This is a genomic window from Arthrobacter sp. TB 26 (assembly GCF_000427315.1).
GTDB lineage: Bacteria > Actinomycetota > Actinomycetes > Actinomycetales > Micrococcaceae > Arthrobacter.
This window is the reverse complement of the sequence record NZ_AUPJ01000354.1, coordinates 2002-2641: the sequence shown is the minus strand read 5'-3', so window position 1 is coordinate 2641 and position 640 is coordinate 2002. Positions and strand designations below refer to the sequence as shown.

1 protein-coding gene is annotated in these 640 nt (G+C 62.3%); it reads left to right on the top strand.

The genetic code is table 11. From position 1 onward, the window contains the following. Window positions 1-261: 261 nt before the first annotated feature. Complete coding sequence (locus tag K789_RS0113555) at window positions 262-609, top strand: RNA polymerase-binding protein RbpA (protein WP_024367218.1); 348 nt, start codon at window positions 262-264, stop codon at window positions 607-609. Window positions 610-640: the final 31 nt, after the last annotated feature.

Sequence of the window (640 nt, the reverse complement as noted above, 5' to 3'; positions counted from 1 at the left end):
GTGCTCCCTTTTCCCCTGTCCGGAACCGCCGCCAGGTCCCCGCAGGCTTTACCCGGGGAGGTCTGTGCCCGTATACTTGAGTATTTGTCCGGCTGGTTCAGTCCGGCGGAACAATTAAGCTTCGCAAAGCGTTTAATCCAGTGACGATTTATCCGGCTTGGGTCCCGTGAGACGGCGCGATGCAAACAGTAGTCCGGCGCGGCCTCACAGCCCCCGGCTAACGCAGGGCATGACCCTGCGAACCGAATAGAGGGAGAAAAGATGAGCGATCGCAGCCTGCGGGGTATGCGCCTTGGCGCACAGAGCATGGAGACCGAATCCGGTGTCGAACCGGCTCCGCGCCAGCGGGTTGAGTACCGTTGCGCGGACGGCGAACAGGTATTCGTGACCTTCTCCTCCGAAGCGGAGATCCCCCCGGTATGGGTATCCAAGACCGGCAAGGAAGCCTTGCTCGTGGACGGCGAACGCCCTGTGAACCTCAACGAAAAGGCAGTCCGCACGCACTGGGACATGCTCCTGGAACGCCGGTCGCTGCCCGAACTCGAGCAGATCCTCGAAGACCGCCTGACGATCCTGCGCGAACGCCGCGGCGAACGGCGCTCGGCCTAAACAGCCCGCGCACCTGCCGTTTAAAACAACG